Genomic DNA, 23,824 nt, shown 5'->3' on the forward strand with positions numbered 1-23,824 from the left:
CCGCATCCGGTCGGTCAGCCGGTCAGGTCCGCCAGGGCCGCCCGGCGGACCGGCAACGGAGTACGCGACTTGGCGGAGATCATCACCGCCACGTCCTCGGGCCGGATGCCGGCCATGAACTCCGCGACGCTCCGCTCGTCCAGCGGCGTCTCCTCCCAGTACGAGTGACACAGCGTGCCGGTGGCGGCGAAGCCGTCGGCGGCCGCCCCGCCCAACACCCCGTCGACGAAGACCCCGTAGAGGGTCCACTCGGAGAAGTGCAGCTGCGACCCGACCGCGTCGACCCAGCGCCGGCCGGTCGACGACTCGATCCGGTCGAGCAGCTGGCGGACCACGGCCGGATCCCAGGCCAGCAACGAGGAGACGTAGTCGGGGTACGGCGGCGGCTGCGCCGGCAGTCCCAGCAGCGCGCGGGCCACCTGGTGCCAGCGGACGTGCCGGGGCAGCCGGCCGTCGACCTCGCCGGGCTGGCGGTAGAAGCGGACCACGCCGTCACGCCGGAAGGTGTCTACCGAGAACGGCCGCACGAACTCGATGTCCGAGTCGACGAGCACCACCACGTCCGCCGTCGACCGGGCGGCGGCGGCCAGCTTGATCACCTGCTGCAGGATCCAGCCGCGCAGCGGGGGGAACGGCCGGCGCAGGTTCACCGAGTACTTCGTGCCCGGGACCGAGCGGACCGATCGGGGCAGGAAGTCCGCCTCGTCGTGCAGCACCGTCCGGTCACCCGCCAACCGGCCGAACAGCGGCAGGTCGGCCCGGGGCACGATGATGTGGTGCCGGACCGACGCCGGCGAGTGCGCCAGCACCGACCGGTGCAGGGCGGCGCAGAGTTCGAAGTCCGGGCCGAAGCTCGGGGTGATGACGGCCAGCTCGCTCATCTCGGGGTCCTTTGCTCGGCCGGCGCGGGCGGGCTCACCGCACCACCGCCGGCGACCAGGCGTCGGATATCAACAGTTGTGGCGCTCCGGTGCCGTCGGCCGGCACCCGCCAGACGTCACTGGCCGCGGCACCGCCGTCCCGCGGCAGCCCGTAGATGACCTGCCCGTTGTCGAGCCACTCGACCTGGTCGTCGACGCTGCGGGTCTCGGCCAGCCGGGTCTCGACCCCGGTGCCCAGATCGTAGGCGGTCAGCTGCCACCGGCCGGGCGGCAGGTCGCCGCGTTTCTTGTAGACGATCCGGGTCCCGTCCGGCGACAGCGACGGACACTCCGCGTCGGTGTGCAGCGCCTCGATCCGGCGGTGGAGGATGCTGCCCCGCACCAGCCAGGTCCGGCCACCCGACGCCGCGGTGGCGTAGAACAGGTCGTCGTCGGCGAAGGTGACGCCCCAGAGGTTCTTGTCGACCGCCGTCAGCAGGGCGCCGTCGACGTAGAGCGGGAACTCCTCGATGTCGCCCACCACCTCGCCGCCGGTGCGGCTGATCACGGTACGGGTCGAGAACTGCCCGGGATTGGCGTACGAGTCACCGGCGACGAACGAGGTGGTGGCCGCCAGCGAGCCGTCCGGTGAGAGCCGGGCCCGGCTCGGGATGCCGGTCAGCGGCAGGTCGAGCCGGGGCGCCCAGTCCCGGTCCAGGAGTTGCGCCCGGTAGCTGGTGACCAGCCCGCGCTGGGCGGAGAGGCAGATGGTCTCCGTCCCGGTCGCGTAGACCCGTTCGCAGCCCCGGCCGGTGAGCACGCGCGGCCCGGCCGGGTCGTCGAGCGGCACCAGGGCGACCCGCCCGTAGCCGGTCCCCAGCGCGGTGCTGCGGAAGATCACGTGCGGCTGGCCGCGGACCGCGTCGACATCGTCCCGGGTCGGCACGGCCGGCGCCCGGTCCCGGGTCTGGGCCTGCGACTCCCGCACGTGCAGCACGTAGCCGCCGGTCCCGCCCAGCAGCAGCACGGCGATGCCGACCAGCACGATCAGCCGGGCACGCAGACCCCTCACCGGGCACCTCCCGTCGACTCCCCGCCGCCCCCGCCGGCCGGCTTCCCGGCCGCTGACGGCCCGGCCGCTGACGGCCCGGCCGCTGACGGCCCGGCCGCTGACGGCCCGGTCGGCGGCGCAGCGGCGGCGAGCGTCCGGTCGGTCCCGCGCAGCAGCCAGCCGGCGGCCGGGATCGCCGCTGCGAGCCCGACCGCGAAGACCAGGACCGCGGTGCCGGCGCCCAGCCGGCTCCAGAGCAGACCGAAGGCGAGCGACGAGGCGAACCGGGTGAGCACCACGACGGTCTGGGCCGCCGCGATCCCGCTGCCCCGGGCCGGCGCCGGGACCAACCGGCTGACCAGCGCGGCGAGCACCCCGTCGGTGGCCGCGTAGAAGGTGCCGAGCAGCAGCAGCACCGACAGGGTCAGCCAGACACCCCCGCTGGGCAGGGCGGCCAGCAGATAGCAGGCCAGCAGCGCGCCGTGCCCGGCCACCAGCACCCGGGCCCGGCCGACCCGGTCGGCGAGCCGGCCGAGCGGCACCGCGAGCAACAGGTAGGCGACGTTGCTGCCGACGAAGAGCAGCGGAAAGTAGAGCGCGGCGAAGTCGTCGCGCTGCTGCAGGGTCAGGTAGAGGAAGCCGTCGCCGACGGTGAGCAGCCCCAGCAGGCCGGCGGCGAGCAGCGGCCGGCGCAACCGCCGGCCGGACACCTCGGCGGCCATCCGCCGCACCCCCAACCGGGCGGTCCCGGCGGCGGTCCGCAGGTTCGGCACGAAGAGCACCAGCACGGCGAGGCCGAGCACCGCGAACGCGAACGAGGCGAGGAAGACCGAGTCGTAGCTGCCGGGCACGGCCAGCAGCAGGGCGAAGGCGACAAGCGGCCCCAGCGCGGCGCCGGCGGTGTCCAACGCCCGGTGTACGCCGAACGCCCGGCCCAACTGGTCCGGCTCGGACGACGCGGCGATCAGCGCGTCCCGGGGGGCCGTCCGCAGTCCCTTGCCGAGCCGGTCCGCGGTGATCACGGCGGTGATAGCGGCGAAGCCCTGCGCCGGCAGCAACGCGAGCCGGCTCACCGCCGAGGCGCCGTAGCCGACCACCGCGACCCACTTCGGCTGCCCACCCCGGTCCCCGGCGTAGCCGCCGGCGATCCGGACCAGCGCGCTGACGCCCTGGTAGATGCCGTCCAGGAAGCCGTACGCCACCGGGCTCAGACCGACCACCACGGTCAGGTAGAGCGGCAGCACGGAGGCCACCATCTCCGACGACACATCGGTGAGCAGGCTCACCGTGCCGAGCAGCAGGACCGTGCTGGAGACCCGGCGCGCGGCCCGCCGACCGGCCGGCGGTGGGCCGCCCGGCCGGTCCCGCAGCGTCACGTACACGGGCCACCCATCTTCTGGTCGGTCAGCCGGCGAGCGCGGCGGACAACGCCGACGCCACGGCCTCCTGCTGGTCGGCGGTGAGCTGCGGGTAGATCGGCAACGACAGGATCTCCGGGGCCAGCCGCTCGGCCTGCGGGAACGCCCCGGCCGCCGGGGTGAGGTCGGCGAACGCCGGGGTCAGGTGCACCGGCACCGGGTAGTGGATCGCCGCCCCGACGCCGGCCGCGTGCAGGGCGGCCAGCACCCGGTCCCGGCGGGCCGGCGTGCCGTCGGACGGAATCCGTACACAGTAGATGTGCCAGACGTGCTCGTTGCCCGGCAGCGTCGTCGGCCGCCCCACCTCCAGCGGGGCGAGCAGCTCGTGGTACCGCTGCGCGGCCGCCCGGCGCAGCGCGTTCCAGCCGGCCAGCCGGGCCAGCTTGGCCCGCAGCACCACGGCCTGCAACCCGTCCAGCCGGCTGTTGACGCCGATCACCTCGTGCACGTACTTGGTCAGGCCGCCGTGGCTGCCCAGCGTCCGCACCGCCGTGGCCAGCCCGGCGTCGTCGGCGACCACGGCACCGGCGTCGCCGTACGCGCCCAGGTTCTTGCCGGGGTAGAAGCTGGTGGCGGCGATCCCGCCGGCGCCGGCGCCGCGACCGTTGCGGGTGGCGCCCTGGCACTGCGCGGCGTCCTCCACGATCGCCACGTCCCGGCCGGCCAGCCCGGCCCGCAACTCCTCAACCGGGGCGAGCTGCCCGTACAGGTGCACCGGCACGATCGCCCTGGTGGCCGGGGTGACGGCGGCCAGCGCCGCGGGCACGTCGATCAGGTAGCTGTCCGGGTCGCAGTCGACGAGCACCACCCGGGCGCCCGCCCGGGCCACCGCCTCGGCGGTGGCGATGAAGGTGTTCGCCGGCAGGATCACCTCACTGCCCGGACCGACCCCGACCGCGCGCAGCGCCAGTTCCAGGGCGTCGGTGCCGTTGGCCACCCCGACGCAGTGCCCGACGCCGGTGAACCGGGCGTACTCCTGCTCGAAGGCGGCGACCTCGGCACCGCCGATGAAGGCGGTGTCGCCGATCACCCGCTTGAAACCGGACTCGACCTCCTCGGCCACCTCGGCGTGGGCGGCGGCGAGGTCGACCAGGGGGATGGGGGGCATATTCGACTCCTCGACGAGGGGCGGGCGATCACGGCAGAGCGGGCACGGGGGCGGGTTCGGTGGGATGGGCGGCGCGCAGCCAGCGGGCCGGGTTGCCGGCCCAGACCTGGCCGGGGGGCACGTCCCGCAGGACCACCGAACCCATCCCGACCAGCGACCAGGAGCCGACCGTCACGCCCTCCCGCAGCAGCGCGCCGGCACCGACGTACGCGCCCTCGCGCAGCACGGCGCCGCCGCCGAGCCGGACCCCGGAGGCGATGGTGACGTAGTCCTCGACCCGGTCGTCATGGGTCAGCACCGCGTGCGGCATCACCGCGACGTGCGCGCCGACGGAGACGTCGGCGGTGAGCACGGTGCCGGCCAGCAGCACCGAGCCGGGTCCGACCCGACTGCCGGCGCCGACCTGCGCGGCCGGGTGCACGACGGTGGCGTACCGGTCGGTTGGCAGGCCGAGCCGGCGCACCACCCGGCGCCGGGCGGCGTAGTCGCGGGGGTTGCCGACGCAGACCAGGACGGCGGCGTCGGTCAGGTCCGGGGCTCCGGCGGGCGGCGCGCCGGTCAGCGCGCCGGTGTCGGCCAGGATCGGCAGGCCGGCCCGGCTGCTGCCGGCAAGCGCCGGGTCGTCGTCGAGGAAGCCGAGCAGCCGCCAGGTGGGGCGGTCCTGGTTGACGGCGTGCACGGCGGCGGCCGTCTCCCGGGCGAAGCCGCCCGCCCCGACGATGACCAGGTCCCTCATCCGCCGGCCAGCTCGCGCAGGATGCCGACGATGAGGTCCTGGTCGGCCTCGGTCAGGGCGTGGTGCAGCGGCAGGATCAGCGAGTCGCGGGTCAGCCGCTCGGTGACCGGCAGCGGTCCGACGGTGGGGGCCAGATCCGCGTACGCCGGCTCCAGGTGGGCGGCCATGATGCCGCGCCGCGCCGAGACGCCCCGGGCGGCCAGCGCCGCGAGCACCTCGTCCCGGCCGGTGCGGAACTCCGGATCCAGCCGGATCCAGAACGACTGGAAGTTGCCCTGTCCGTAGGCCGGGTCGCGGACCGCGGTCACCCCGGGCACGTCGGCCAGCAGGTCCCGGTACCGGGCGGCCAGCTCGCGGCGCTGGGCGACCAGCCCGGCCAGCCGGCCGAGCTGGACCAGACCGATGGCGGCCTGGATGTCGGTCATCCGGTAGTTGTAGGCGGTCTCCAGGTACGCCTCCAGCACCGGCTGGGCACTGGCGTGCCGATCGGCGGCCGAGACGTTCATACCGTGCTCGCGCAGCCGCCGCAGCCGGACCGCCGCCTCCGGATCGTCCACTGTCACCATTCCGCCCTCGCCGGTGGTGACCAGCTTGCGGGGGTGGAACGACCAGGCGGCCACCCTGGCGCCAGCGCCGACCGGCTGACCGTACGCGGTCGAGCCGGCCGCGCAGGCGGCGTCCTCGACCAGCCCGACGCCCCAGCCGTCGGCGGCCTTGCGCAGCGCCGCCACGTCGAAGGGCACGCCGCCCTGGTGGACGGCGATGATCGCGCGGGTGTTCGGGGTGCGGACCGCCTCGACGGTCTCCACCGTCACGTTCCCGGTGGCCAGGTCGACGTCGGCGAAGACCGGGGTGGCGCCCACGTAGCGGACGGCGTTGGCGGTGGCGATGAACGAGAACGACGGGACGATGACCTCGTCGCCGGGGCCGATGTCCAGCAGCACCATGGCCAGGTGCAGGCCGGTGGTGCAGGAGCTGACCGCGACCCCGTGCCGGGCGCCGACCCGGTCGGCGAACTCCCGCTCGAAGCGGGCCACCCGCGGACCCTGGGCGACCCAGCCGGACCGGACGGCGTCGGCGGCGGCGAGCGCCTCCTCCTCGCCGAGCATCGGGATCATCACCGGGATCTTCATCGCTGCCCCCGCCACCACTCGACCAGGCCCTGCAGGCCGTCGCGGAGCCCGATCTCGGTGCGGAAGCCGAGCCGCTGGGCGGCGGCGGAGGTGTCCGCCAGCCGGCGGGTCACCCCGTTGACGGCCCGGGCCGGGCCGTGCTCCGGGGCCAGCTCCGACTTCATCACCTCGCTCAGCGCGGCGGCCAGCTCCTTGAGGCTGGTCTCGGTGCCGCTGGCGATGTTGAAGACCTCGTCGGTGACGTCCGCGCGGGCGGCCAGGATGTTGGCCCGGGCGATGTCGGCGACGTGGACGAAGTCCATGGTCTGCAGGCCGTCGCCGAGGATCAGCGGCGGGGTGCCGGCCTCGATCCGCTCCATCCAGCGGATCAGCACCTCGGTGTAGAGGCCGTGCACGTCCATCCGGGGGCCGTACACGTTGAAGTAGCGCAGTGCCACGTAGTCCAGGCCGGACATGCTGTGGAAGCTGCGCAGCATGGCCTCGTTGAACGCCTTCGCCGCGCCGTAGAAGGTGTCGTTGTTGTACGGGTGGTGCCGCTCGGTGGTGGGGAACTGCTCGGCCAGCCCGTAGACCGAGGCCGAGGAGGAGGCGATGACCTTCTTGACGCCCGCGGCCGCGGCCGCCTCCAGCACGTTGAAGGTGCCGTCGACGAGCACCTCGTTGGCGAGGCGGGGCTCCTCGGCGCACTGGGTGATCCGGATCGCGGCCAGGTGGAACACCAGGTCCTTGCCGCGGCTGTGCTCGTGCACCAGCGGCACGTCGCGGATGTCGCCCTCGACCAGGGTGACCGGGCCGCGGGCCAGCGCCTGGGCGAGGTTCTCCCGGCGACCGCGGACGAAGTTGTCCAGCACCACCACCTCGGCGGCGCCGCCGGCGACCAGTTCGTCGACGACGTGCGAGCCGATCGTGCCGGCCCCACCGGTCACCAGGGCGCGCGCGCCCTCGATTGCCACCGCAGTCATGCCACGCCCTTTTCGTCGAGGTCGAGTTCGATCATCCGGCCGCCCTCGGTCAGGCTCCGGCTGGCGGCCTCCAGGATGCCGAGCACCCGCAGGCCGGCCCGTCCGTCGGTAAGCGCCGGCGTACCGGTGCGGATCGACCGGGCGTACTCCTCGACCATGGTCCGCAGCGCCTCCCGTTCGGTGAGTGCCGGGGCGACCATGTCGCCGGAGCGGTACGACACCAGCATGTCCCGGCGCTGCTCGGCGCCGAGCTCCTCGGAGGTCGACACGTCGACCCCGCGGTCGAAGATGGCCAGCCGCTGGCTCGGGTTGAGGTCGTCCCAGACCAGGGTCCGCTTCGAGCCGCCGACGATGGTGGTGCGGATCTTCACCGGGGAGAGCCAGTTCACGTGGATGTGCGCGATGGCGCCGGTGTTCAACCGGAGGGTGAGGTAGGCCACGCAGGCCCGGCCGGCCCCGATCCCGTCCGCGCCGTGCGCGGCCACCGCGACCGGGTGTACCCCCGGCGGCAGGATGAAGTCCAGGATGGACAGGTCGTGCGGGGCGAGGTCCCACATCACGTCGATGTCCCGCTGGACCAGGCCGAGGTTGATCCGAACCGAGTCGAGGTAGTGCAGTTCGCCCAGCTCGCCGGCGTGCAGGATCTCCCGGATCCGGAGCACCGCCGGGGTGTAGCAGTAGGTGTGGTCGCACATCAGCGACAGCCCGCGCCGTTCCGCCTCGGCGACCAGCCGGCGGCCGTCGGCCTGGCCGGCCGCGAGCGGCTTCTCGACCAGGACGTGTTTGCCGGCCTGCAGGGCGGCCATCGCCACCGTCAGGTGGGTGCCGGCGGGCGTGGCGATGGCGACCGCCTCGACCTCGTCGTCGGCGAGCACGGTGGCCAGGTCGGCGGTGGTCTGGACGGTGGAGTAGCCACCGAGTACCCGGCGCGCGCGGTCCTCGTCCAGGTCGCAGAGCCACCGCAGCCGGAACTCGGCCGAGGACTGGAAGTTGCGGACGAGATTGGGGCCCCAGTAGCCGGCTCCGACGACGGCCACCCCGATCGGCCGGTCGGCAACGTGTGGTGCGTTCACGGACATCCGTTTCGTTAGGGTTCGGGCGTCGTCGTTGGGGTCGGGCGGCAGTGCGCGGCGATGCGGTACCTGGGCGGAGCGGGGAGGTTCGGGCGGCGACACGGGTTTCGGGCGATTTCGGCAGGAGGCAGCGGCCGGGCGCGCGAAGCGGTCCGCCCGGCAAGCTACCGACGTGATGGCCGCTCACGCCAGCGCTGTGACGGATTTCGGGCAGAGCCGCGACCGCAACCGGTACCTTCGGTTTCTCCGGTCTTCCGGACGGTCCCCGTGCTGCCGCCCGTCGGCCTCCCGACACTGGTGCCATCGGCCGGCGGCTACGGTGACCGGGATCGCACCTACCGTGAGCTGGGTCGCAGCGGATTAACGGAGAAAAACATGGCCATTTCCCCCAATCGGGACGGCGTGCTGGTGACCGAGGGAGCCGACGTCGACCCCCGGGCCGTCATCGGCGCCGGCACCCGGATCTGGCACCTGGCCCAGATCCGCGAGGAGGCGACCCTCGGCCGGGACTGCGTGGTCAGCCGGGGCGCCTACGTCGGCCCCGGCGTGCGGATCGGGGACAACGTCAAACTGCAGAACTACGCCCTGGTGTACGAGCCGGCGGAGCTCGGCGACGGGGTCTTCGTCGGGCCGGCCGCGGTGCTCACCAACGACGAGTACCCGCGGGCGGTCACCCCGCAGGGACGGCTCAAGAGCGGCGACGACTGGACCGCCGTCGGGGTACGCGTCGGCGAGGGCGCCGCCATCGGCGCCCGGGCGGTCTGCGTCGCGCCGGTCACCATCGGCCGCTGGGCCCTGGTCGGCGCCGGTGCGGTGGTCACCCGGGACGTGCCGGACTTCGGGCTGGTCCGCGGGGTGCCGGCCCGGCGGGTGGGCTGGGTCGGCCGGGCCGGCCAGCCGTTGCTCGCCAAGGGGGACGGCCGGTTCGTCTGCCCGAGCAGCGGCGCGGAGTACCAGGAGGCCGACGGCCGGCTGACCGAGGTCGCCCCGCCCGGCTGACCGCCGGCCCGGGTCCGGCCAGTGTCCGGCGGCTCAGTGCTCGGCGTCGTGCTGCGGGCCGTACCAGTCCAGGCAGACGGTGACCGCGTCGTCGATCAGGTCCCCGCCGACGAACGCCCGCAGGTCACCGAGGAGGGACCGGACGGCCTCCAGCGGGGCCATCGGACCGCTGCGCCGGATGAACCGCTCCAGCGCCGTCGCGCCGTACCGGACGTCGCGGGAGGCGGCGTCGAACACCCCGTCACTGACCACGAAGAGCCGGTCGCCGGGCGTCAGCTCGAACCGCTGCGGCTGGTAGAGGGTTCCCTCGAACATGCCGAGCGGGCACTGCGCCTCCAGCTCCTGGTGGGTCACCTCGCCGTCGCGCAGCAACATCAGCTGCGGCGACCCGGCGTCGACGGCGGTCACCACGCCGGTGCGCAGGTCCAGCTCCAGCAGGAGTACGGAGATGTGCTGGGTGCCCCGGTGGTAGGCGTACACCGCCTGGTCGGCGAGGGCGGCCTGGTCGGCCAGGTCGAGACCGCCCCGCCGGGCGTTGCGCAGGGCGTTGGTGGCCAGACAGGTGAGCATCGAGGCGATCACCCCCTCGCCGGAGCCGTTCACCGTCGAGAGCCAGAGCCGCGCCCCGTCGTCGGACCAGTCGAAGCTGTCGCCCCGGACCGCGTACGCGGGCTCCAACTGGCCGGCGAGGCTGAACGACGGGCGGACCCGGCTGCGGCCGGGGAGCAGGTCCCACTGCATCTCGGCGGCGAGGGTCAGCCGGCGGGTCCGGGCGGCCACGGTGTAGCGGTCGGTGCCGGCGGCGACGGCGGCCAGTTCGTGTCCGAGCGCGATGGCCGCCTCCCGGAGCTCGGCGCGCAGCTCCGGGTCGGCCGGCATCGACGCCAGCCGCAGCACTCCCGCCCGCTCGCCGCGCATGGTCACCGGCAGGTAGCCCACCCCGTCGCGCTCCACCTCCGCCTGCTGGTCGAAGGCGTGCCAGGCGGGATTTCCGGCCCCGGTGACCGGTTCGCCGCCGGTGAGCGGCAGCAGCGCGGAGAGCCGGTAGTCGACCTGGAGCAGCTCGGTGCCGGCGACCCCGTAGTGCTTGGCGAGGGTCTCGCCGAGCCGCTCCACGAGTGCGTCGGCCGGCGCCTCGGTGAGCGCGCGACGAACTTCGGCCAACCGGTCAGGCATTCAGTGCCCCCTCGAAGGTTCATCGGCGGGAATCGCGGGAGTAGTGTCGGCTCCAGCATGGCAACCCACCATGGTCCGGACGGACCGGATGTGAGTATGGCCGCCGCGGTGGACTCGGCGGCCGGGGCCCTGCTGTCCGTCTGGGACGCGGCCCGGGAACAGGCGGCCGGCCAGCTCTCCGGCTCGCAGCTGCGGGCCCTGCTGGTGATCCAGGAGTTCGACGGGATCAACCTGCGCCGGCTGGCGACCACCCTGGGCATGCTGCTGTCGTCGGCGAGCCGGCTCTGTGACCGGCTGGTCGCGGCCGGTGTGGTCGAACGCGAGCCCGGCCGGGTGGACCGGCGGGAGATCTCGCTGCACCTCACCCCGGCCGGCCAGAAGGTCCTCGACGAGTTCCGGCTGGACCGGCTCGACCGGTTGGCCGGGGTGCTGGCCGGGATGAGCCCCGCCGCGCGGCGGGCGCTGCTGCGCGGGCTCTCCGAGTTCGACGCCGCCGCCCGGCCCGCGCGAAACCACCGCGTCGCACGGGAGGCCCGCACGGCCCGACCCGCCTGAGCCACCGACTGCGGTCAGGCCGGCACCCGGCTCGCCGCGCGGGCCCGATCCAGGTAGTCGCGTGCCTGCGGATGCTCGACAAGTACGGTCGCCCAGCCGTCCAGCACCGCGTCCAGCAGCCCGGACGGGCCGCCGCGCGCGGTCAGGACGTCACCCTGCCAGCGGACGAACTCGGTGACCAGGGCCGGGTCGCCGACCCGGATGGCGGCGGCCAACGCGTCGACCAGATGACCGACCTCGGCCGCCACGCTGTCCAGCTCCTCGTCGGACGGGTCGGCGATCCGGGTGGCCAGGTCGACGAGCTCCCGGCGGCGGCGCAGCACGGCGAGATGCTCGTCCCCGCCGGTGACCGGCGCCGCCCCGACGTCGGCGGCCGAGAAGACCTGCTCGGCCAGGAGCCGGGCGGCGTCGCGGGCGGTGGCGCCCCAGGCGGCGGCGCCGACGACCGACGCCCACCGACCCGCCGGGCCGAAGCCCGGACCGCCGGCGATCACCGGTACGCCGGCCAGCCGGCAGCTCTCGATCACCCGGGCGGCCCGGACCAGCCGGCTGCTCTGCAGGCAACTGAGCAGGACCGCGTCCGGCCCGGTCTGGTGCAGGTAGGAGACCAGGTGCCGGGGCGGCACGCTGGCGCCGAGGAAGGTCACCTGCCAGCCGTCGGCGCGCAGCACCTCGGCGACCAGCCGGGCGGCCAGCGCGTGCCACTCACCCTCGACGCAGGCGAGCACCACCCGGCCGCGTTCGGCGCCGGGCTGGACCCGGTCGGCGATCGCCCCGACCACCCGTTCACTGACGTGGGTGGCGGCGTGCTCCTGGGCGACGCTCCAGCGACCGACGCGCCACCGCTCGCCCACCTCCCGCTGGGCGACCGCGACCAGGTCGATCAGCAGGTCGGCCGGCGCCACCCCGGCGTCGAGCAGGTCCAGTGCCAGCCGGGTGGCGGCGGCCGGATCGGCCCGCTCCAGGCAGTCGAGGTAACCGGCCAGCGCCGCCGCCGGGATCGTCGGGGCGCTCACTCCCACTCCGGTCCGGCCCGCAGCGCGAGCAGCGCGATGTCGTCGTGGCTGTGCCCGTCGAGCCAGTCGTCGACGTGTTGGAGCAGGCTCTCGATCAGGGCGGCCGGCGGCAACGCGGCGCAGCCGGCGAGGGCCTGGGCGAGCCGCGCCTCGCCGAACATCTGGTGGCCGTCCGGCCCGCCGCGGGCCTCGGTCACCCCATCGCTGTACGCCAGCAGCAGCTCCCCCGGCGCCAGCCGGAGCGAGATCTCGCTGAACCGTGCGGTGGGCAGTGCGCCGACCGGCATCCCGCCGACCTTCACCGCCCGGACCGTGCCGTCCCGACCGGCCACCAGCGGGGCCGGGTGGCCGCCGCCCGCGATCCGCAGTCGCAGCCCGTCGCCGGGGCGGGTTGCCGGCGCCAGGGTGCCGAGCAGCAGCGTGGTGAACTGGGCCCGGCGGTCCGCGTCGGGGGCGTTGAACAGCGCCTGGTTGAGCAGTTCGAGCAGGCGCAGCGGGCGGTCCTCGACCAGCCGCAGGGTGTCCAGCGACTGGCGGACCCGGCCGCTGAGCACGGCGGCCTCGACACCCTTGCCGCAGACGTCGCCGAGGGCGAAGGTGCCGCCGTCGTCGGCCGGGAAGGCGTCGTAGAAGTCGCCGCCGATCCGCAGACTGTCGCCGGCCGCCCGGTAGCCGCCGGCCAGGGTCACGCCGGGGATCGGCGGCAGGGCGGGCGGCAGCAGACTGGCCTGCAGCACCCGGGCCAGGTGGGCCTGCTCGCCGTAGAGCTCGGCGGTGCCGAGCGCGGCCCCGGCCCGGGCGGCGAACTGCCGGACCAGCGCGACGTCCGGTTCGTCGAAGCCGGGGCGGCCGGCCCGCCGGATCGCCACCAGCGCCCCGGAGCCGGCGCCGGCGCCGGGCATCGGAGCCACCAGCACGGTGCCGGGCGGGCCGAAGTCGTCCGGCAACGCCCAGCCGAGGTCGGCCAACTGGGCGGCGAGCCACGGACTGGCCTCGGTCGGATCACCGCTCATCGCCTCGGTCAGGCCGGGTACCGAGTCGGCCAGTTCGGCCCGGCCGGTGCCGCTGACCGGCCGGCCGTCGCCGGCCGCGTACCGGACCCAGCTCAGCGGGCCGGTCGCGGGCAGCGGCGCGGTCGGGCGGCGGACCACCACGGCGGCGTCCGCGAGATAGGGCACCAGCAGCGTGACGGCGGCCCGCAGGGTGTGTTCCGGGTGCAGCGACAGGCTGAGCCGGGCGCCGGCCTCGGCCAGGAAGGCGGTCCGGGACCGCTCGGCGAGCAGGGCGTCGGTGCGGGCCCGCTCCTCGGTGACGTCCCGCACATACCAGACCGAGCGGCCGTCGGTGAATGGCCGACACCTGCCGTGCAGCTGCCGGCCGAGATGTTCGGCCTCGAAGCCGTCGCTGCCGTCCTCGGCGGCCCGGGCCAGCGCCGGTACCGGGCACATGGTGAGTTGGCAGCCGATCGCCACCTCCGGCAGCAGTTGCCGGGCGGCGTCGTTGAGCAGGGTCACCCGGCCGGCGGCGTCGGTGAGCACGACCGCCTCGGCCAGGCCGTCGAGCAGCCCGCCGGCGAGCAGCGCCTCGGGGGCGGCCGGGTCGGGGGCCGGGCTCCCGGCAGCGCGACGCTGGCGGGACGCGGTGGCGCCCCCGCTGACCGGCCCGGCCAGGCCGCCACGTCTGGAGCCGGTCACGCCGGGCGCCCCGGCGCCCCGCGACGTTGACCTGTGCTCATGCTGGCGGCACTCCTGTCGGCGACGAAAGTTGTCTGCTGGCAAGGGTACCGAGGTGCCCCGACAATCGCCCATCGAAGCGGGGCGGAACGGCAGCCGGCCGACCGGGCCGATCGAGGTCGGCGTCCTCAGCCGGCGCCGGTGAGCCACCGGGCCGGGTGGGCCAGCACCCCGCGGACGACCGAACCGGCGGCCCCCAGCACGGCGGCGTCCGCGCCGAGCCGGGCCGGCTGGACGGTGACCGGCGACCAGGCCGCGGTGAGTACCCGTCGGCGGATCTCGGCCTGCACCGGTGGCGCCAGCCAGCGGGCCAGCGGCGCGTAGACGCCGCCCAGCAGCACGGTGTCCACGTCCAGCAGGTTGATCACGCCGGCGACCGCCACGCCGATGGCGGTCCCGGCGGCGTCGAGGGCGCCCAGCGCGGCGGGATCCGCCCGCTCGGCGAGTTCGACCAGCCGGGCGATCGCCGCGTCGGCGGGCAGTGGCGGGCCGGTCAGCCCGGCGGCGGCGAGGATCGCCTCCTGCCCGGCGTACCGCTCCAGGCAACCCCGGCCGCCGCAGCGGCAGTCGATGCCGTCCGGGTGCACCGGGATGTGGCCCAGCTCGCCGCTCCAGCCGCGGGCCCCCCGGAACAGCTCGCCGTGCAGCACGATGCCGGCGCCGATGCCGATCTCGCCGGAGATGTAGATGAAGGTGGCCGGCCCGCTCGGCCCGGCGTGCAGCTCGCCGAGCGCGGCCAGGTTCGCCTCGTTCTCCACCTGCAGCGTCGGCGCGGCCGGCGCTGCCCGGTCGGTCGCCCTCGCCCCGGCGGCCAGGATCGCCGGTACGTCGATGTCGTGCCAGCCCAGGTTGGGGGCCAGTCGGACGACACCGGCCGCGGTGACCAGGCCGGGGACGGCGAGGGTGGTGCCGGCGAGCAGCAGGCCCTGGCCACGGGCGGTGGCCCGGGCCCGCCCGGCCAGCTCGGCCAGCCGGGCCAGCGCGTCGGCGGCCGGCACCGGACGCAGGTCGGTCCGCCGCACCTCCCGGTGCCGGACCGCGCCGGTCAGGTCCATCACGCAGGCGGCCAGGTAGTCGACGTTTATCTCCAGACCGAGCCCGGCCGGTCCGTCGCCGGCCAGCGCCAGGCCCTGGGCCGGCCGGCCGGCCCCGGTCCGGGGGACCGGCTCGACCTCGGTCAGCAGCCGCCCGCCGATCAGGTCGTCGACCAGGGCGGAGACGGTGGCCCGGGTGAGCCCGGTGGCGGCGGCGATGTCGGCCCGGGACGGGGGTCGCCCATCGACGCCGGCGGCCACCTGGCGCAGCACCAGGGCCAGGTTGTGTTCCCGCAGGCTGGCCTGTCGGACCGGAGCTCCGGCCGGGCCGACCCGCACGGTGCCGGGCTGCGTCATGGGGTTGACAATGCCATAGCGCGGGCAAATAATTCAACCGATAAACAAATCTTGGAAGTTTCGCCGACGTCACGTGGAGGTCAATCATGACAGCCCAGCCCACTCCCGCCGACAAATTCTCCTTCGGCCTCTGGACCGTCGGTTGGCAGGCCCGCGACCCGTTCGGCGACGCGACCCGGGCCGCGCTGGACCCGGTGGAGGCGGTGCACAAGCTGGCCGAACTGGGTGCGTACGGCATCACCTTCCACGACGACGACCTGATCCCGTTCGGTTCCGACGACGCCAGCCGCGACCAGCACATCGCCCGGTTCCGCAAGGCGCTCACCGAGACCGGCCTGGTCGTGCCGATGGTCACCACGAACCTGTTCAACCACCCGGTGTTCAAGGATGGCGGCTTCACCAGCAACGACCGCGACGTCCGCCGGTACGCGCTGCGCAAGGTGCTGCGCAACATCGACCTCGCCGCCGAGCTGGGTGCCCGCACCTTCGTCATGTGGGGCGGCCGGGAAGGCTCCGAGTACGACCTGGCCAAGGACATCCGGGCCGCCCTGGACCGCTACCGCGAGGGCGTCGACCTGCTCGCCAGCTACGTCCTCGACCAGGGCTACGACCTGCGGTTCGCCATCGAGCCCAAGCCGAACGAGCCGCGCGGCGACATTCTGCTGCCGACCGTCGGGCACGCGCTGGCCTTCATCGCCAGCCTGGAGCACTCCGACATGGTCGGCCTCAACCCCGAGGTCGGGCACGAGCAGATGGCCGGGCTCAACTTCGCCCACGGCATCGCCCAGGCGCTCTGGCAGGGCAAGCTGTTCCACATCGACCTCAACGGCCAGCGCGGCATCAAGTACGACCAGGACCTGGTCTTCGGCCACGGCGACCTGCTCAACGCGTTCGCCCTGGTCGACCTGCTGGAGAACGGCGGCCCCGGCGGCGCCCCGGCCTACGACGGCCCGCGGCACTTCGACTACAAGCCGTCCCGGACCGAGGACTACACCGGCGTCTGGGCGTCGGCCGCCGCCAACATGCGTACCTACCTGCTGCTCAAGGAGCGGGCGGCGGCGTTCCGGGCCGACCCGGAGGTGCAGGCGGCGCTTGCGGCCAGCAAGGTCTCCGAGCTGTCCACCCCCACCCTGAACCCGGGCGAGACCTACACCGACCTGCTCGCCGACCGCAGCGCCTTCGAGGAGCTGGACGTCGACGCGGTCGCCGGGCGCGGCTTCGGCTTCGTCCACCTCAACCAGCTCGCCGTCGAGCACCTGCTCGGCGCCCGCTGACCGTCGTCGATCAGTAGCCGGCCGTTCGTCGATCAGTAGCTGGCCGCTCGTCGGTCACCAGCCGGCCGTCCGCGACGGCCCGAGGAGCAGGGAGGCGGTATGGCGCTCGTCGCCGGGGTCGACTCGTCGACCCAGTCGTGCAAGGTGGTCATCCGGGACGCCGAGACCGGTGAGCTGGTCCGCGAGGGGCGGGCCCGGCATCCGGACGGCACCGAGGTCGATCCGGAGGCCTGGTGGCGGGCGCTCGACGAGGCGATCACGCAGGCCGGCGGCCTGGCCGACGTGGCCGCCGTGTCGGTCGCCGGCCAGCAGCACGGCATGGTCTGCCTGGACGACGCCGGCGCCGTCGTCCGCCCGGCGCTGCTCTGGAACGACACCCGGTCGGCCGGCGCCGCCAGCGACCTGATCGCGGAGTTCGGCGGCGGCGAGACCGGTGGGCGGGCGTGGGCGGAGGCGGTGGGGCTGGTGCCGGTCGCCAGCTTCACCGTCACCAAGCTGCGCTGGCTCGCCCGGCACGAGCCGGAGAACGCGGCCCGGGCGGCGGCGGTCTGCCTGCCGCACGACTGGCTCACCTGGCGACTGGCCGGCGGCGGCCCGACCGACGGCGCCGCTACCAGCGGCGCCTCTATCGGCGGCGCCGCTACTGGCGGCTCCACCGGGGCCGGTGCGGCCGGGTCGCCGGCGGTCGGGCTCGACGCCCTGCGCACCGATCGCGGTGACGCCAGCGGCACCGGCTACTGGTCGGCCGCGACCGGGCAGTACCGGCTCGACCTGCTGGAACACGCCTTCGGCCGGCAGCTCGGCGTGCCGGCGGTGCTCGGTCCCGCCGAACCGGCGGGGCGGTTGCCGTCCGGGGCGGTGCTCGGCCCCGGGACCGGCGACAACGCCGCGGCGGCGCTCGGCGTCGGCGCCCGGTCGGGCGACGTGATCGTCTCGATCGGCACCTCGGGCACCGTCTTCAGCGTCGCCGAGGCCCCGGCGGCCGACCCGTCCGGCGCGGTGGCCGGCTTTGCCGACGCGACCGGGCGATTCCTGCCGCTGGTCGCCACGCTCAACGCGGCCCGGGTGCTGGACGCCGCCGCCAGGCTGCTCGGTGTCGACCTGGACGAGCTGGCCCGGCTGGCGTTGTCGGCGCCACCGGGTGCGGACGGGCTGGTCCTCGTGCCCTACCTGGAGGGGGAGCGCACCCCCAACCGTCCCCGGTCGACCGGGGCGGTGCACGGCCTGACGCTGCGTACCTCGACCCCGGCGCATCTGGCCCGGGCCGCCGTGGAAGGGATGCTCTGCGCGCTCGCCGACGGCCTGGCGGCGATCACCGCGCAGGGGGCGAGCGTCGAGCGGGTGATCCTGGTCGGCGGTGGCGCCCGGTCCGAGGCGGTCCGGCGGATCGCACCGGAGATCTTCGGTTGCCCGGTCCTGGTGCCGTCCCCGGGCGAGTACGTCGCCGACGGCGCGGCCCGTCAGGCCGCCTGGGTCGCCCTGGGCGGCGCGGCGCCACCGCCGTGGTCGGCCGGCCAGACCCGCGAGTACGCGGCCCCGCCCGTCCCGGCCATCCACGACCGGTACGCCGAGGTCCGCGACCTCACCACCGACCGCCCCGACGCCTGACCCGCCCCGCTCCGCCGGTCCGGCTGCCGGCGGGGCGGGGCGGCGGGCCGGAGTCAGGCAGTGCCGTAGTAGGCGGTGCGCATGATCTCCTGCAGGTCGTCGAGCATCGGCTGGCGCGGGTTCGCCGGGGCGCACTGGTCGTTGAAGGCGTTCATGGCCTGCTCCGGCAGGGCCGCCAGGAAGGCCTTCTCGTCCACGCCGAGGGCCTGGAATGACGGCTCGATGCCGACCGCGTCCCGCAGTCGTTCGATCGCGGCGGCGTACGACTCGACCCCCTCCTGCGGGGTGGCGGCCGGCAGGCCGAGCAGCGCGGCGATCTCCTGGAACCGCTCCGGGGCCTGGTAGCTCTCGTACTTCGGCCAGCCGGTCAGCTTCGCCGGCCGGGCGCCGTTGTAGCGGATCACGTGCGGCATCAGCAGCGCGTTGGTCCGGCCGTGCGCGACGTGGAAGGTGGCGCCGAGGGTGTGCGACATGGCGTGCACGATGCCGAGGAAGGCGTTGCCGAACGCCATGCCGGCGATGGTGCCGGCGTTGTGCATCTTCTCCCGGGCCTCCGGGTCGGCCGCGCCGGCGGTCACCGCCCGTTCGAGATACTTGAAGATCAGCCGGATCGCCTGCAGCGCCAGACCGTCGGTGAAGTCGTTGGCGTAGACGCTCACATACGCCTCGGTGGCGTGGGTGAGCGCGTCGAATCCACTGTCGGCGGTCACCACCGGGGGCAGGTCGGCGGCGAGCGTCGGGTCGACGATCGCCACGCTGGGGGTGAGGGCGTAGTCGGCGAGCGGGTACTTCTTGCCGGTCGCGGTGTCGGTGATGACCGCGAACGGGGTCACCTCGGCCCCGGTGCCCGAGGTGGACGGTACGCAGACCAGCCGGGCCAGCCGACCCGGGGCGGGGAAGGTGAAGGCGCGCTTGCGGATGTCGATGAACTTTTCCCGCAGGTCGGCGAAGACCACCTCGGGATGCTCGTAGCGCAGCCACATGACCTTCGCGGCGTCCATCACCGAACCGCCGCCGACGGCGACGATGGTGTCCGGGCGGAAGGCGCGCATCTGCTCCGCGCCCGCGTCCACGGTCCGGATGCTCGGTTCCGGCTCGACATTGTCGATGATCTGCAGGGCGACCGGCTCGGCCCGCCGGTGCAGCACGTCGAGCACCCGGTCGACGTGACCGAGCCGGGTCATCGTCGGGTCGGCGACCACGGTGACCCGGTGCAGGTCGGGCATGTCCGCCAGGTACCTGATCGCGTACGGCTCGAAGTAGATCTTCGGTGGCACCTTGAACCACTGCAGGTTGTTGGTCCGCCGGCCGATCCGCTTGATGTTGAGCAGGTTCACGGCGGTGACGTTGTTGGAGACCGAGTTGTGGCCGTAGCTGCCGCAGCCGAGGGTGAGTGACGGCAGGAACGCGTTGTAGATGTCGCCGATGGCGCCCTGCGAGGAGGGCGCGTTCCAGATCACCCGGACCGCCTTGACCCGGGCGCCGAACTCCTCGACCAGCCGGTCGTCCTCGGTGTGGATGACCGCGCTGTGGCCGAGCCCGTCGAGTTCGACCATCCGCTCGGCGTGGCGCAGCCCGGCGGCCCGGTCCTGCGCGCGCAGCACCGCCAGCACCGGGCAGAGCTTCTCCCGGCTCAGCGGCTCGGCCGGGCCGACCTCGTCGAGCTCGACCAGGAGGACCGAGGTGTCGGCCGGCACCTGGAAGCCGGCCCGCTCGGCGAGCCAGGCCGCCGACTGGCCGACCACCTCGAGGTTGAGTCGGGCGCCGGCACAGCCGGCGGTGCCCGCCGGCACCCCGAAGATCAGCTCCTCCAGCCGGCGCTTCTCGTCGGCGCTGGCGAGGTGGGCGTGCAACCGCTCGAACTCGGCCAACGCCGGGCGGTAGATCGCGTCGTCGATGATCACAGCCTGCTCCGACGCGCAGATCATGCCGTTGTCGAAGGACTTCGACAGCACCACGTCGTGCACGGCCCGGCTGAGCTTGGCGCTGCTCTCCACGTACGCGGGGACGTTACCGGCGCCGACGCCGAGCGCCGGCTTGCCGGCCGAGTACGCCGCCCGCACCATGGCGTTGCCCCCGGTCGCCAGGATCACCGAAACGCCGGGATGGTGCATCAACGCCCTGGTGGCGGCCAGCGACGGCTGGTCGATCCACTGGACGCAGTGCTCCGGCGCGCCGGCCGCCACCGCCGCGTCGCGGACCACCCGGGCGGCCTCGGCGCTGCACGCCTGGGCGGCCGGGTGGAACGCGAAGACGATCGGGTTACGGGTCTTCAACGCGATCAGCGCCTTGAAGATGGTGGTCGAGGTGGGGTTGGTGACCGGCGTGACCCCGCAGACCACGCCGACCGGTTCGGCGATCTCGACGATCCCGGCGGGCTCGTCGCGGCCGATCACGCCGACGGTCTTCAACCCGGCCATGCTGTGCGTGACGTGCTCGCAGGCGAAGATGTTCTTCGCCGCCTTGTCTTCGAAGACGCCGCGGCCGGTCTCGGTCACCGCGAGCCGGGCCAGATCGCTGTGCCGGCCCAGCGCGGCGATCGACGCCTTGCCGACGATGGTGTCGACCTGCTCCTGGTTCAGCGCGGCGTAGTCGTCGAGTGCCTTGAGCGCGTTGGTGACCAGGGTGTCGATCGCGACGTCCAGGTCGCTCGGGGTGGTTGTTGCGGCCCGGTCCGGCGCCGTTCGGGTCATGCGGATCACCTCGATCGTCGGCCCGTCGGCTGCTGCCGTCGGTGCTCACCCTGATCGTCGACCCTGGACCCGCTCCACCGCCGTTGCCGGAATACCCCGACCGCCGGGACCTTCGACCCGGCCGGGCCGACCACGAGGTGAACACCAGTTACCCTGAAACTGCGGCGTAGGGTATCTGGCGTTCACCTCGTGGCTTCAATGGCGGCCGAACCGGCCGGTGGTCAGGCGAGGGCGCAGGTGGCCCCGTTGAGGGTGAACGAGGACGGTCGTGCGGTGTTGCCGGTGTGGTTGGCCTGGAACCCGATGCCGACCGAGGCGCCCGGGTTGATGGTGCCGTTGTAGGAGGCGTTCCGGGCGGTCACCTGCCCGCTGGTCGGGGAGTAGCTGGCGTTCCAGCCGCCGACGATGGTCTGCCCGCTGGGCAGCGCGAAACTCAGCGACCAGCCGTTGATCGTGGAGTTGCCGGTGTTGGTGATCGTGATGTCCGCGGTCAGGCCGCTGTTCCACGCGTTCACCCCGTACGCCACCCGGCATCCGCCGGCGGCGGGCGGCGGAGTGGTGGGCGGTGGCGTGGTCGGCGGGGGCGTCGTGGGCGGGGGCGTCGTGGGCGGGGGTGTGGTGGGCGGTGGCGTGGTCGGCGGGGGAGTGGTGGGCGGCGGTGTCGTGCCGTCCGGCGCGACCGCCCGGCCGGTGGTCGGGGAGATCATGCCGGGGCAGAGGCCGCGGCTGCTGAGGTTGGCGACGATCTGCGGGATGGCCTGGATGGTCGTCTGGTAGTTGTCGTGCATCAGGATCACGCCGCCGGCCTGGAGGCGGCCCGCGGCCTGCACGATCGCGGCGGTGCTGGCGCCGTTCCAGTCCTGGGAGTCGACGTCCCAGATCACCTCCGTGAGACCGTACTGGGCCTGGACCGCCCGCAGGGTGGCGTTCGTCGCGCCGTACGGCGGCCGGAACAGCCGGGGCGCGGTCCCGGTGAGCTGCTGGATGACCTGCTGGGTCCGGCTGATCTCGGAGGCCATCTGGGACTGGCTGAGCTGGGTCATGTTGGGGTGGCTCCAGCTGTGGTTCTCCACCCACATGCCGGCGTCGCGCTGGGCCCGGACCAGGGCGCCGTTGTTCTGGGCGTTCTGGCCGGTGTTGAACATGGTGGCCCGGGCCCCGGCCGAGCGCAGCGCGTTGAGCAGGCTGTTCGTGGTCGCCGGGTTGGGGCCGTCGTCGAAGGTGAGCGCCACGTAGCCGTTGCAGGCCGCGGCCGAGGAAGGGGTGGGCGCGAGAGTGACCGCGGCGGCGCCGGCGGTGACGGTCATGGCCAATGCCGCAACCGCGATCAGGGTACGTCTTGCGAGGTGGGGTGGGCTGGCCATGCGCTGCCTCCGGTGGGGACGGTCGGGCGGGTGCCGAGAGCAGATCGATGATCTGCGATATAGAGAAACATTCCGAAGTATGTATCGAGATGTTTCATCCCGCAAGACCGGAGAGCCGCCCGCCCGCTACCCGGCGGGCGGGATCGGCCAGGATAACGGGCATGACGGGAACGCGGCCGTGAGCAGCGCGAGGGCGGTGGCCGCCAGGGCGTGGGGCGGCGGCCCGGTGCACCGGCTCTACAGCGTGGTCGTCTTCGTGGTGCTGGCCTCGCTCGACAACGTCGCGATCGGGCTGGTGCCGCCGCTGTACCGGCCGATCGGCGAGTCGCTGGACACCGCGCCGGCGGCGATCGGGTTCGTGACCGCCGCGAGCTACCTGATCAGCGCGGTGGCCGCCGTCGGCTGGGCGTACTTCGGCGACCGCACCGACCGCAAGCCGCTGCTCATGATCGGCACCCTGCTCTGGGCCGCCGGCACCGCCGGCAGCGCGGTGGCCGGCCACTACCCGGTCTTCTTCGCCGCCCAGGTGCTGGCGGCGATCGGGCTCGGCGCCGTCGGCTCGGTGGGCTTCTCCGTGGTGACCGACCTGATCTCCCCCCGGCGGCGCGGGCTGGTGATGAGCTTCTGGGGGCTCTCCCAGGGCATCGGCACCCTGGCCGGCACCCTGCTCGGCGGGCTGCTCGGCGCGCAGGACTGGCGCCGGCCGTTCCTGCTGCTCGCCGCCGCCGGCCTGGTGGCCACCGGCGCCTACCTGCTGACCTACGACGTCAGGCGCGGCCAGAGTGAGCCGGAACTGGCCGGCGCGCTGGCCACCGGCGGCGAGTACGACTACCGGATCAGCCGCGCCGACCTGCCCCGGATCGCCGCCCGCCGGACCAACGTCTGGCTGGTGCTGCAGGGGCTGACCGCCCAGTTCGCCTTCGGGTCGCTGGTCTGGCTGCCGGTGCTGTTCCAGGAGCGCGCCATCGACCAGGGCTACTCGGCGGCCACCGCGATCGTGATCGGCAGCGTCTTCGCCACCCTGTTCCAGCTCGGCGGGGCACTGTCCATCGTGGGCGGATTGATCGGCGACGCGGTGCAGCGGCGTACCCCCCGGGGGCGGGCGCTGGTCGCGGCGGTGGGCGTGCTCGCGGCCGTACCGTTCTATCTGGTCCTGTTCTTCATCCCGATCCAGATCGACGTGCCCGACGGCGCCGGCGGTGGGGCGGTGATCGCGGCCGTGCTCGGCAGCGTCCTGACCGAGCCGACGATCGGGTTCAGCCTGGCCACCGCCGTGCTGGCGCTGGCGCTCACCTCGGCCAACTCGCCGAACTGGTTCGCGCTGATCGCCGACGTCAACCCGCCCGAGCACCGGGGCACCGTCTACAGCCTGGGCAACCTGGTCAACGGCGTCGGCCGGGCGGCCGGCAACGGGCTGGTCGGGGTCGCCTTCCAGGGCCTGCGGACGGCCTTCCCGCCGCCGCTCAACTTCGCCGTCGGGCTGGCCGCGTTCCAGCTCTTCTTCGTCCCCACCGGCGTCATGTACTGGCTCGCCTCGCGCACCTCCCCACGCGACATCGCCGCCGTCCACCACCTCCTCGACACCCGCGCCGACCACCTCCGCGCCGCCCCGGTACCACCACCTGCAGACTCAGATCGAGCGCCGGGCCGCTAACCGCCACTCGACCGAGTTGC

19 protein-coding genes are annotated in these 23,824 nt (G+C 74.1%); 5 read left to right on the forward strand and 14 right to left on the reverse strand.

Annotated features, from left to right (window positions below):
• Window positions 1–14 precede the first annotated feature (14 nt).
• Genes O7627_RS06195 through O7627_RS06230 form a run of 8 tightly spaced genes read right to left on the reverse strand, consistent with a single transcriptional unit; the run spans window position 15 to window position 8,341 of the window.
• On the reverse strand, window positions 15–881 hold the full coding sequence (locus O7627_RS06195) for a DUF6492 family protein (RefSeq protein ID WP_278092535.1): 867 nt from the start codon (window positions 879–881) through the stop codon (window positions 15–17).
• A 34-nt stretch (window positions 882–915) separates the two neighbouring features.
• Window positions 916–1,932 (reverse strand): hypothetical protein, encoded by a 1,017-nt coding sequence (locus O7627_RS06200; protein WP_278092536.1) that lies wholly within the window; start codon window positions 1,930–1,932, stop codon window positions 916–918.
• Window positions 1,929–3,287 carry an MFS transporter gene (locus O7627_RS06205; protein WP_278092537.1) on the reverse strand — a complete coding sequence of 453 codons (1,359 nt, stop codon included), beginning with the start codon at window positions 3,285–3,287 and terminating at the stop codon, window positions 1,929–1,931. The genes O7627_RS06200 and O7627_RS06205 overlap by 4 nt, the downstream gene beginning before the upstream one ends.
• A 28-nt stretch (window positions 3,288–3,315) precedes the next feature.
• Window positions 3,316–4,437 (reverse strand): DegT/DnrJ/EryC1/StrS family aminotransferase, encoded by a 1,122-nt coding sequence (locus O7627_RS06210; RefSeq protein ID WP_278092538.1) that lies wholly within the window; start codon window positions 4,435–4,437, stop codon window positions 3,316–3,318.
• A 28-nt stretch (window positions 4,438–4,465) separates the two neighbouring features.
• A complete protein-coding gene (locus O7627_RS06215; protein ID WP_278092539.1) occupies window positions 4,466–5,173 on the reverse strand; it encodes an acetyltransferase in 708 nt (235 codons plus the stop codon).
• A complete protein-coding gene (locus tag O7627_RS06220) occupies window positions 5,170–6,306 on the reverse strand; it encodes a DegT/DnrJ/EryC1/StrS family aminotransferase (RefSeq protein ID WP_278092540.1) in 1,137 nt (378 codons plus the stop codon). The genes O7627_RS06215 and O7627_RS06220 overlap by 4 nt, the downstream gene beginning before the upstream one ends.
• Window positions 6,303–7,268, reverse strand: a complete 966-nt coding sequence (locus O7627_RS06225) for an NAD-dependent epimerase/dehydratase family protein (protein ID WP_278092541.1) — start codon at window positions 7,266–7,268, stop codon at window positions 6,303–6,305. Before O7627_RS06225 ends, O7627_RS06220 begins: the two co-directional genes overlap by 4 nt.
• A complete protein-coding gene (locus O7627_RS06230; protein ID WP_278092542.1) occupies window positions 7,265–8,341 on the reverse strand; it encodes a Gfo/Idh/MocA family oxidoreductase in 1,077 nt (358 codons plus the stop codon). The genes O7627_RS06225 and O7627_RS06230 overlap by 4 nt, the downstream gene beginning before the upstream one ends.
• Window positions 8,342–8,716: 375 nt before the next feature.
• Between O7627_RS06230 and O7627_RS06235 the strand changes: the two genes are divergently transcribed.
• Complete coding sequence (locus tag O7627_RS06235; protein WP_278092543.1) at window positions 8,717–9,340, forward strand: acyltransferase; 624 nt, start codon at window positions 8,717–8,719, stop codon at window positions 9,338–9,340.
• Between the two features lie 33 nt (window positions 9,341–9,373).
• Here the strand turns inward: O7627_RS06235 and O7627_RS06240 are convergent, their stop codons facing one another.
• A complete protein-coding gene (locus tag O7627_RS06240) occupies window positions 9,374–10,516 on the reverse strand; it encodes a PP2C family protein-serine/threonine phosphatase (RefSeq protein WP_278092544.1) in 1,143 nt (380 codons plus the stop codon).
• A gap of 96 nt (window positions 10,517–10,612) precedes the next feature.
• Between O7627_RS06240 and O7627_RS06245 the strand changes: the two genes are divergently transcribed.
• Window positions 10,613–11,071, forward strand: a complete 459-nt coding sequence (locus tag O7627_RS06245; RefSeq protein WP_278092545.1) for a MarR family transcriptional regulator — start codon at window positions 10,613–10,615, stop codon at window positions 11,069–11,071.
• Between the two features lie 14 nt (window positions 11,072–11,085).
• On the opposite strand, the gene O7627_RS06250 is transcribed toward O7627_RS06245, so the two are convergent.
• The 3 genes from O7627_RS06250 to O7627_RS06260 all read right to left on the reverse strand — a co-directional run bounded on the left by O7627_RS06250 (window position 11,086) and on the right by O7627_RS06260 (window position 15,211).
• The gene (locus O7627_RS06250; RefSeq protein ID WP_278092546.1) at window positions 11,086–12,087 is read right to left on the reverse strand and encodes a cobalamin-dependent protein; all 1,002 of its coding nucleotides are present in this window, start codon (window positions 12,085–12,087) and stop codon (window positions 11,086–11,088) included.
• Entirely contained in the window at window positions 12,084–13,781 is a 1,698-nt protein-coding gene (locus O7627_RS06255) for a GAF domain-containing SpoIIE family protein phosphatase (RefSeq protein ID WP_278092547.1), read from the reverse strand. Before O7627_RS06255 ends, O7627_RS06250 begins: the two co-directional genes overlap by 4 nt.
• A gap of 167 nt (window positions 13,782–13,948) precedes the next feature.
• Window positions 13,949–15,211, reverse strand: a complete 1,263-nt coding sequence (locus tag O7627_RS06260) for an ROK family protein (RefSeq protein ID WP_278092548.1) — start codon at window positions 15,209–15,211, stop codon at window positions 13,949–13,951.
• An 86-nt stretch (window positions 15,212–15,297) separates the two neighbouring features.
• Here O7627_RS06260 and xylA point away from each other — a divergent pair, with 86 nt between their 5' ends.
• Window positions 15,298–16,485: a xylose isomerase gene (gene xylA, locus O7627_RS06265; protein WP_278092549.1), complete on the forward strand. Its 1,188-nt coding sequence runs from the start codon at window positions 15,298–15,300 to the stop codon at window positions 16,483–16,485.
• Between the two features lie 99 nt (window positions 16,486–16,584).
• The gene (locus O7627_RS06270; RefSeq protein WP_278092550.1) at window positions 16,585–18,093 is read left to right on the forward strand and encodes an FGGY-family carbohydrate kinase; all 1,509 of its coding nucleotides are present in this window, start codon (window positions 16,585–16,587) and stop codon (window positions 18,091–18,093) included.
• A gap of 53 nt (window positions 18,094–18,146) precedes the next feature.
• On the opposite strand, the gene adhE is transcribed toward O7627_RS06270, so the two are convergent.
• Complete coding sequence (gene adhE, locus O7627_RS06275; RefSeq protein ID WP_278092551.1) at window positions 18,147–20,786, reverse strand: bifunctional acetaldehyde-CoA/alcohol dehydrogenase; 2,640 nt, start codon at window positions 20,784–20,786, stop codon at window positions 18,147–18,149.
• A 221-nt stretch (window positions 20,787–21,007) separates the two neighbouring features.
• Complete coding sequence (locus O7627_RS06280) at window positions 21,008–22,150, reverse strand: polysaccharide deacetylase family protein (RefSeq protein ID WP_278092552.1); 1,143 nt, start codon at window positions 22,148–22,150, stop codon at window positions 21,008–21,010.
• Between the two features lie 178 nt (window positions 22,151–22,328).
• Here O7627_RS06280 and O7627_RS06285 point away from each other — a divergent pair, with 178 nt between their 5' ends.
• On the forward strand, window positions 22,329–23,804 hold the full coding sequence (locus O7627_RS06285; RefSeq protein ID WP_278092553.1) for an MFS transporter: 1,476 nt from the start codon (window positions 22,329–22,331) through the stop codon (window positions 23,802–23,804).
• Window positions 23,805–23,824: the final 20 nt, after the last annotated feature.

It is taken from the genome of Solwaraspora sp. WMMD1047 (genome assembly GCF_029626155.1).
Taxonomy (GTDB): Bacteria; Actinomycetota; Actinomycetes; order Mycobacteriales; family Micromonosporaceae; genus WMMD1047.